General features: G+C 33.5%; 6 protein-coding genes and 2 pseudogenes. 5 read left to right on the top strand and 3 right to left on the bottom strand.

Translation table 11 applies throughout. The features are described 5' to 3' along the window. The first annotated feature begins 1,471 nt into the window (after positions 1-1,471). Positions 1,472-2,020 carry an antA/AntB antirepressor family protein gene (locus tag PVV60_RS02710; protein WP_273722958.1) on the top strand — a complete coding sequence of 183 codons (549 nt, stop codon included), beginning with the start codon at positions 1,472-1,474 and terminating at the stop codon, positions 2,018-2,020. Between the two features lie 47 nt (positions 2,021-2,067). On the opposite strand, the gene PVV60_RS02705 is transcribed toward PVV60_RS02710, so the two are convergent. Both PVV60_RS02705 and PVV60_RS02700 read right to left on the bottom strand, forming a co-directional pair. Next, entirely contained in the window at positions 2,068-2,496 is a 429-nt protein-coding gene (locus tag PVV60_RS02705) for a type II toxin-antitoxin system HicB family antitoxin (protein ID WP_273722951.1), read from the bottom strand. 67 nt (positions 2,497-2,563) lie between these two features. Then, positions 2,564-2,755 (bottom strand): hypothetical protein, encoded by a 192-nt coding sequence (locus PVV60_RS02700; RefSeq protein ID WP_126603690.1) that lies wholly within the window; start codon positions 2,753-2,755, stop codon positions 2,564-2,566. Positions 2,756-3,056: 301 nt separating this feature from the next. On the opposite strand from PVV60_RS02700, the pseudogene ssb reads away from it, so the two are divergent. Together ssb and PVV60_RS02690 are read left to right on the top strand one after the other, a co-directional pair. Continuing rightward, positions 3,057-3,500: pseudogene (gene ssb / locus PVV60_RS02695) on the top strand (single-stranded DNA-binding protein). Positions 3,501-3,510: 10 nt separating this feature from the next. After that, positions 3,511-3,636, top strand: a complete 126-nt coding sequence (locus tag PVV60_RS02690; RefSeq protein WP_273722959.1) for a hypothetical protein — start codon at positions 3,511-3,513, stop codon at positions 3,634-3,636. Here PVV60_RS02690 and PVV60_RS02685 read toward each other — a convergent pair. Further along, positions 3,594-4,701 (bottom strand): annotated as a pseudogene (locus tag PVV60_RS02685) (DEAD/DEAH box helicase family protein); the annotation flags it as partial. The gene PVV60_RS02690 and the pseudogene PVV60_RS02685 sit on opposite strands and share 43 nt — an antisense overlap. Before the next feature lie 456 nt (positions 4,702-5,157). Between PVV60_RS02685 and PVV60_RS02680 the strand changes: the two are divergent. Both PVV60_RS02680 and PVV60_RS02675 read left to right on the top strand, forming a co-directional pair. After that, positions 5,158-5,766 carry a fumarylacetoacetate hydrolase family protein gene (locus PVV60_RS02680; RefSeq protein ID WP_273722946.1) on the top strand — a complete coding sequence of 203 codons (609 nt, stop codon included), beginning with the start codon at positions 5,158-5,160 and terminating at the stop codon, positions 5,764-5,766. Positions 5,767-7,012: 1,246 nt separating this feature from the next. Next, the gene (locus PVV60_RS02675) at positions 7,013-8,413 is read left to right on the top strand and encodes an amino acid permease (protein ID WP_273722945.1); all 1,401 of its coding nucleotides are present in this window, start codon (positions 7,013-7,015) and stop codon (positions 8,411-8,413) included. The last annotated feature ends 993 nt before the right edge of the window (positions 8,414-9,406 follow it).

Here is a 9,406-nt window from a genome sequence, read left to right as displayed (position 1 = left end):
GAATATCTATAACAAAACCCATTTTTTACATTTACGCGCGTTGGTTTTTAAAGCAGCGTTTCAATAAGACAATAAACAACCGCTTTTATAAAATATAAGGTTTTCAAGATTTTGCTCTGCTGTGAAAGCTATAGCCTAGGTTTATTCATAAATGAAACGTTCTTAAGCAAATGAAAGAATAATAAGCTTATAAAGCATCAGTTTCAAACGTTTAAAGGTTCATTTAGAAAGCGTCTCATAAGCGTATTTGTACTTTTCTTTAAAAGCTAATTTCTTTACTCAATTTTGAGTTGGCAATCTTAACCACCCCAATTTTGGAGACGTTAACTTTAGAATAGAGCATTCTTTAAACAATATCGCTTTTGACTCCAAAATTGAGTAAAATCCCATGCCTTATGATGTTACAACGGTTTTGAAGTTTGTTTGCTTATCTATTGTCTCAATAGGTGCCCTCAAATTTGAGGTGACTAAAATCTCTCAATCCAAATTTGGATTGACCTCATTTGGCTTCGTATCTTTAAACGATAACTTTTAAAACGTTTTTTGATAGCTTGCTTTTATTCATTAAAAAGGCTTTTGATCATAAGATATAACGTTTTGAATTTCATATCTGTTGTGATGATAGGATCTGTATAATGCCTGCCTATCGTTTTCTAAATTTTTAGAAAGCGTTTTAAATATGATTTTGTCTTTAAATCTTTTTATGCAATTTTATAAATTAAACTTATAAGCTTATAATAGTTTCGCTAAAAATTTAGCGAAATTAAAAAAGTCTATATTACTAACTTCAATGCGATTTTTGAGTAATAAAAACGTATCATAAAATTTATAAACTGTTATGAATGATAACAGCTTTTCATTTCATTTGAATACACACATGCGTTATAATATTAGCATCATGATTAGCTTTTTATGGTCTATTCATACATGGCAATCTTATATAAAAAATGGTCAAATGAATCATGTATAAAAATGTGGATTCCTAAGTGGATTCTTATAAAATAATTGCATACAAGCTATTGACTTTATTGTGTTTTTTGATATTACACTGAATCCGGCTTGGAACAGTGAAAAACACCGCAGATTAGCAAACTAGTAAAATTTCTGAACTCTTTGGGATTAAATATGTATTTAAATCGATAAAAAGACACCGTAAAGGGCGATTTAAAGATTTTATGATAAAAAATCTATAATATAAAACGCTCTGTACGGTCAAATTTGAAGCAAATAGACAAATTTGTAAAATTAGGATTAAAGTATGTTCATTTTAAAACATCTATTCTTAAAAAAGCGTAAACACCCCATGGGAAAGAGGTTTGTTGCAACAGCTGTTGGTTATGTTCCTTGGGAGAACAGCGCAGAGGAGTATTTTTATAACCTTTACGAATATGAAGACGGAACAAGAGAATGTGTGGCGATCAGTATTACAAAATACCTAAGAATACGGATTTTAGTACCAATGTGCAAGGATATGAACACTCTTATAGAAATATCGAAACAGACCATTGATCAAGAAACAGTTCAGGCAGTAAATGCACGTGAGTTACACGCATTCATGGAAATAGGAAAACGTTTCACTACTTGGATTACAGATCGTATTAATCAATATACATCTGAAGAAGGTAAAGACTTCATAAAAACACAAGATTTGCGGTTCCCAAAATTGGGAAGCACAAAATCTAGAGCTGTTACAGCAATAAAATACCATCTCACTTTAGATATGGCAAAAGAGCTTTCCATGGTTGAACGCAATGAGAAAGAACGTCAAGCACGCCGTTATTTTATTGAATGTAAAAAGAAATTAAAAAGCCAATCTGTTGATTATGACCGTGATAAGCGCTTTGATTTCCCAAAAGATTGGGATAAAATGTCTCCAACTAAAAAGGCTGTTTACATTTATGAACCGCTTCACATACATCTTGTGAAAGCTTTTACATTAGTAGAAGAGAGAAAGCACTATAAAGCTTTAATCAAAGAAGCAACGCAGGTCCTAACAAAATTTGTCGTGAAAGCTGCTTAAATTTGAAATACAATCTCATCTTCTCGTCTTCAAAGGCGAGGAGATAGTTAAGCTGCGTTTTTGATTTTAATAACGACTTTCTTTCCAAGAACACTCAGAGCTTGCTCTAATGTTTGAAGCTTAGTGGGATAATTTGGATCAAGAATGCGTCTTGCTTCTGTTTCTTTTTTACCCAAACGATTAGCCAATTCTGTTTTTGTGATATTCGCTTCATTAAAGGCTTCTACCACTGCAAGTTTAAGAGCATTCCAAGCATCTACCGTGACCTTTACAAGACCTTTATATTGCTGTGGTACTGGTAAAGGTAAACCGCGCATAGGATAGCTCCGTAATGCTAACCCTAAAGCTTCAACAGCATTCTCTAATGCCTCTGCTCTATTTTCTCCAGCTGTTATTGCTTCTGGTACATCTGGAAAGGTTACAATAAAACCACCATCTGGATCAGATTCCAGTTTTGCTTGATAAGTATATTCCATATTTAGGTCTCCTCGCCATGATAAAAATGTTTTTGAAACGAAAAATTAAAGCCGTTGAGAGAGTAACTCATATCCCCAACTGTTTTTTTATTATTTTCACGTAAAGTGGGGTCAATTCACCAGATTTTATAACGGTTGTCTTGTCTCCAAAAGTTACCAAATAATGTGACCCTTTACCTGCATCAGGAGCTTCACTGTAATGAATGCCTCTTTTTCTGGCTTCTTTACGTAATTCTCTAAGCAGTGCTTCTCGTTTCATTGAGCCTCCCCTTTCTGCATAAAATGAATATCGCACAAAAAGGTTCTATAGTCAACAATAAATCGAACAAAAAAGTTTGATACAGACTCTTAATGAAAGGATATTTATTGAAACGTTAAAAGCATAAATAAGAAAGCTGTGCCATTTGTGTGACATGGTTTTTTGATGAATAATTTGTCAAATAATATTATAATGTAATACTTTAAAAAACTGTTATTAATAAACTGAAACAATTGAATAAATATGCAAACCATGCTACAATTTTGTATGTATTAAAATACAAATTTAAGGTAAGAAAAACATGCTAAATAAAGTGATGTTAATCGGGCGTTTAGGTGCTAATCCCGAAAGCAAAACAATGATTTCTGGAGCTGAGGTGGTCAATTTTCGTATGGCAACTTCTGAAAGCTATACAGATTAAAAAAACAATCAAAAAGTAGAGAAAACAGAATGGCATTCCGTGGTGTTTTTTAATCCACATTTGGCAAAAATTGCACTTCAATATCTCAACAAAGGTTCAAAGGTTTACATAGAAGGAAAATTACAGACACGTAAATGGCAAGATAAAAATGGTGGTAAACATTATACAACAGAGATTGTCTTACCACAATTCAAAGGCGAGTTGTATTTGCTTGATGCAAAGAAAGAGCAATCCGCCCCTTCCTCCATTACTTCTCAAAGTTATGCTATCGCTTCAGGGGCTGTTGATCATAGCATATCTCTTAATGATGCTATACCATTCTGATTGAAAAAATATGACAAAGAGCAAAAAACGTACAAAACGTGGACGTCCTCGGATTAAAGGATGTATCAGAAAACCAAACGGACGCATCTTAAGAGCAAAAACACCGGCAGGTAGCCCAACAGGTAAAATGATATAACCTCTCTTTTTTCCTTTTGCACGATGCATGATAAGCCCCACCGCCTATATCACATCCACATGACTTTTACGGAGATGTAAAAACATGATGGCATCAAAAGCAAGAACATCCCCCTCAGACAGATATCTTACATGGGTTAAAACACGGCAGACATTCTCCCCCGCATCTTCCTTAAACCAATCAAGGACTTTATTACCTTCTTTGGCACTTTGTATTCCATCAATATGAGCACATTTACAGTCAAGAGGCGGTATCTCTTTATGGACCTTATGAAGTTATACAATTCTTTCTGTATTTCTTTAGAATTGAATGTGTTATGAATGCGTTTAGACGTATTGATATCTTTACAAAAAGCTAAAGCCCGACGCATAAGATTTGGGTCCTCTCTCAAATCAACCTTCAGATCTATTTTAGCAAGCCCTTGATAACAGCCTATGATCTTGGTTTTATCATCAAGAATAAGTTCATAATTCTCATCTGTTATCAGATGTTGCATGAATTGGCTGACTTCCTCTTCATCAACACCCAGAATAATAATCTTATAGGGAGCTAAAAGTTCATTCTTAACGGCTTTGGAGAATGTATAGGTATAGAGCCCTTTTCCATAGAGTTCTTCATCATCCATGAATGTCGGCATTAATCTCATTGGCTTGTTTTTGGCATTTATCCGTAAAGATCTTTGGGGTTTCTGTCATGTATAGACATCTTTTACCCCGAATAATGCTGTTATCATAAACCTTGATAAATTCAGATTCATTTTCGTCTGTCCCTAATGACGTGCCAGTGGTTCTATGGGCTTCATCACAGATGATCAGATCAAATTCCGGTAATTCACACTTTTTCTGCGCATCCGAAATCACTTGGATTAATTGGTAAGTAGCAAACACCATGATCATTGCATTTGCTAAGACTTTATTTGCTTTTTCTCAAAGCTTTCGAGCATCAGCTGGTAACTGGTAAAGCAAAATCAGATGCATCCAAACCAGCCCCATCATCATCTTATGTTTTACGACGCTTGCCAACTTATGTATCAGAACATACAGCAAAAAAACGCAAGGGGACTTGTGCAGACGCGAGCGCCCTCGCATTAGTATTCCAGAAGCCTGAAAGTACTGAGTTCGAGTCAGCTTTTTTGCTTTTAGTGCTCATCGCACCTAGACATAGAAAGATATCCCATAATTCCGAGACACCCACAAAGTGGGCTCATTTGTGACCGAACTTTAGGGCTTTCAGACCCTACTGATCGTTGCGTAGACGACCAAAACCACTTTTTAAGTAATAAAATAATTTCAGGAAATTGGCAATCAAAATAAAAGCAGTGTTTCTTATCTCTCAAAAACTGTAAGATTGGGCACTCTTCAAAAGAAAGACAATGCGAAGAGCAGCTGTCATCATGGTTAGTCATCAACCCACACAATGCTTTTTTTTCAGAAAACGCACAACGCGATATAAGAAAAAATGTTGTTTGCAAAGTTCTCTCTTGCCTATACAAAGAGAAAATGAAAAATTTGGAGGGCTCCTATGATAAATGACATATACTGTGTTGGACACAATTATGTTGAACATGTTCATGAACTAGGCAATGTTGTTGAAGATGAACCCGTTATCTTTAGCAAGCCCAAAAGTTCACTCGTTTTAGGCAATGAAATTTATCTCCCTGATTTTTCCAAAGAAGTCCATTTTGAAACTGAAATTGTTCTCAAAATCTCAAAGGACGCTTTCATGATCACGGAGGCAAAAGCCGAAGAATGCTATGATGCTGTAGCAATAGGTCTTGATCTCACAGCGCGGGATTTGCAAACAAAACTGAAAGGAAAAAAGCTTCCTTGGCTTTTATCTAAAGGGTTTAAAGGCGCCGCATACGTTTCAGATTTCATAAACAAGGAAAAAATAAACACACCTATAACCTTTGCAATGAAGCTAAATGGCAAAACAAGACAAGTTGGCAATACGAAAAATATGATCTTTAGCTTTGAAAAGATAATATCATTTTTGAGTCACTACATTCAGCTAAGGCGTGGTGATCTCATATACACAGGCACTCCACAGGGTGTAGGCAAACTTTCTCAGTTTGACAGAATAGAATTATATCTCGAAGATCAATTAATTTCAGAGCTAAAAGTAAAATGAATCATCAAGTGCTGACCTTTTTCATTGTTTCATTTTTTTAGTCATCTCACTTAATTTTAGTCATCTTATTGGGGATGAATATGACCCTTATCATCGATAATGCAAAGAGATTGGAAAGAAAGAACGCATTTAAACTTTTAGGATTGTATACAGCAACATATGTACATGGGGCATTTTCCACACCTAAGTGTATCAGCGCTCATTCTCAATAACAAAGGTCTGTTTTTTAGTAAAACTCATGGGTGGCAGCACTTTATTATACATGGGCTTTAAATCGATTAAATCTGGAATACACAGCTTAAATTCAAAAGAAAAAGTTCAACGAATGAAAAGAGTGCTATTGATAAAACAAAACTCTTCACCCGCTATATGGACAATTTTTTGACACAAATACTAAATTCCAAAGTATCAATATTTTATATAGCAGCCTTTCCAAAATTCTTGGCTTCTGGGGGTGGAATTTAAAAAAGCTTTGAACTTGTCACAATACATTCTTTCAAAATCTTTGCATAGTTCACTTTAATGACTATTTTTATATCATTCGCAAGCGCCACTTTAAAAAAGCAGCGGGTAAAAGGCGCGATTAATATAGCGACAGAAACAGTTTTATCTCTGTTTTCTTTTTTCATTGTCTTTGGATAGTTTTATCTTTTGATAACAAATTGCAAGACTAATAGAGCAGTCTTTTCCTGATTCTGTCTCTCACCATAAATAGCTTAACCTCTAACAGAGCTTATACAATCCCCTGTTCCTTTTTTCTTTGTATAACTGAATTACGCTAGATTTCTTTATCATAGTCTCAAGGACTTTTGTGTGAACAATGTGAATTTCTCGCAATGTTTTATAAAATGTTATCAATATCTAAACAAAATCCTTAATCTAAACAAAAACCTTATTCATCACTTTAAGTGATTTTAAAAATCATTTTAATTTTCTATTATTAAAAACTGTTTCTTAAACTAAGATGAGAACCCTTGAACGCTATTTGAACAAAAATTAAAAACTCTCACCATTATGAATAATAACAATAAAAAAAACCCCCATTCAAATATCTGTTACGTTATTTAAGAGGAAAACATCCTCTTTCAAAACCATATTCCTAAAACCATATTCTTTGTCTTTATCCACACAAAATCATAAAAAACGTTTTTTTCCTTTACACCTCATTTATATCATGCTTCGATACAGAATAATGCATTTTTTAGTGTAATTTAATCTCAAAATAATTAAAGGGAACCCCCAAAAAATGAGCTATAAACAAAATTTAAAAGATGTTCCTCAGATGAAACTGCAACGTGGACTAGATAACCGTCACGTACAACTTATAGCCCTCGGTGGAGCTATTGGAACAGGTCTCTTCATGGGATCAGGAAAAACAATTAGTGTAGCAGGCCCTTCCATCATACTCGTTTATGCTATTATTGGATGTGCCCTATACTTTGTAATGCGTGCTATGGGAGAATTATTGCTTTCTAATTCACAATACCGATCCCTTATTGATTTTTCAACCGATATGCTAGGACCGGGAGTCGCTTTCTTTGTGGGCTGGAACTATTGGTTAAGCTGGGTTGTAACTGGAGCTGCAGATATTATTGCTATCATTAACTACATGCATTTCTGGTGGCCAACACTTAATCCATGGATTGTTGTTTTTGCTTGCATTGGTTTCTTTTTAATCCTTAACCTCCTTGCTGTAAAGTTTTTCGGTGAACTTGAATTCTGGTTTGGTCTTATCAAAGTCATAGCAATTTTGGCATTAGTTATTGTTGGATTTTATATGATCGCTACAGGCTTTACCTCTCCAAATGGTACCGTTGCCTCTCTTAATCATGTATGGAACGATGGAAATATCTTCCCGCGAGGAATTACAGGCTTTTTTGCTGGATTTCAAATTGCCATTTTTTCTTTTGTTGGTATAGAAATTGCTGGAACAACGGCAGCTGAAGTTAAAGAACCTAAAAAAGTTCTCCCTAAAGCAATTAATGCAATACCGGTGCGTATTGTACTCTTTTACATCCTTTCTCTCACTGTGATTATGTCCGTTACACCTTGGAATCAAATTGTTCCAGAAAAAAGCCCCTTTGTCTCCATGTTTTGGCTTGCAGGCATTCCAATAGCTGCTGGTTTGGTCAATTTTGTTGTTCTTACCTCGGCTGCCTCTTCAGCAAATAGTGGTATTTTTTCGACTAGCCGCATGATATACGGACTTGCAACACAAAAAGGTGCTCCTCCAATTTTAGGGAAGCTTTCCAAATACCATGTTCCAGCCAATGCTCTGTTCTTTTCCTGCCTATGTATTTTAGTAGGATACACAATTGCATCATCATCTCCAAGCATCATAAGTGCTTTTACAATCGTGACGAGCATTTCAGCGATTGCATTTTTATTCGTATGGTCCGTCATTTTGATTAGTTACATTGTGTATCGTCGCAATCACCCTCATCTACATGCTGAATCCGTCTACAAAATGCCGGGAGGTGTCATTATGTGCGGAATCGTGTTAGTTTTCTTTGCTTTCATGCTCTATTTATTGACATTAGAACATGATACCCTAACAGCTTTAAAATACAGTATCTTTTGGTTTATTTTCTTAGGTATAATGTATTTTATGTTTATAAGAAAAAAAATTGCTCCAAAGAACAAATAAAATCTATACAAAACATCTCAAAAAAGGGTAACTAAAGTTACCCTTTTTCTAATTAACCTCCTCCTCATACCTCAAAAGAGGAGGATTCCTCGCAGTCTAGGTTTGTAAATAATCCGGCTTGTTAAGAGGGATTCTGCTGACCATTTATATGGTTCACCTACATAAGTCCCTATGGGTTATCCCTGCCCTGAATACTCACTACACATTTTTAAAATACTTAATGTGTAAATGTTATATGCTTTATATCACTACTCTAAACAACAGTATTTCACTGCGTAACAGGTTAAGAAACGAGCTATTCTGTAAAGAATTCTCTATAAACTTCACTGACATTGTTTACTAATAAAATATGAGATTTTGTCTAAAACTCCTCCCCCCAAAATTTATATTCAATTTTTTATCAACATAAAAAATACAGCTCTAAACAGAATATATCTTAATAGCTATCTACAATAAAAAAAGATTCTATGAAAAATTTTTCTATTTGTAATATATTTTAAATATAAATATTTAAATAGAAATTTAAAATATTTTATTCACATTTTAAACATTATTTTAAAAATTTAAAAAATATTTTCTTTATATATAAAAATTTATATTCAACAAATTAAAGTTTTACTTATATTTTCCCGCAAAAAATAAAAATTTATTAACAAGTGATTATAAATATAAAAATATTTATATAAAAAATATTATAATCAAATATATACAAATATAAATTTTTATATTTATATAAATAATGTTATATATTATAAATAATATATAACATATTATATATGTACAAAACATGAAAAATTAAAAAAATATAATATAATTTATATTTTGTTTCTTATTTATAAAATAATTATTCTATTAATTCATAATGTTTTTGCTTTATTCACATATAGTCATAGAAAAAAATTCCTTTACTCCTTAACCATAGCGTGTTTCGATAAAGGGATTACCTTTTTTAGAATAATTTTTATTTAAAAATAACTGAGGGGGACTTCCCAA

It is taken from the genome of Bartonella sp. AU18XJBT (assembly GCF_028618595.1).
Taxonomy (GTDB): domain Bacteria; phylum Pseudomonadota; class Alphaproteobacteria; order Rhizobiales; family Rhizobiaceae; genus Bartonella.
Note: the sequence above shows the minus strand (reverse complement) of the source record. Positions and strands in the feature narration are given on the sequence as shown.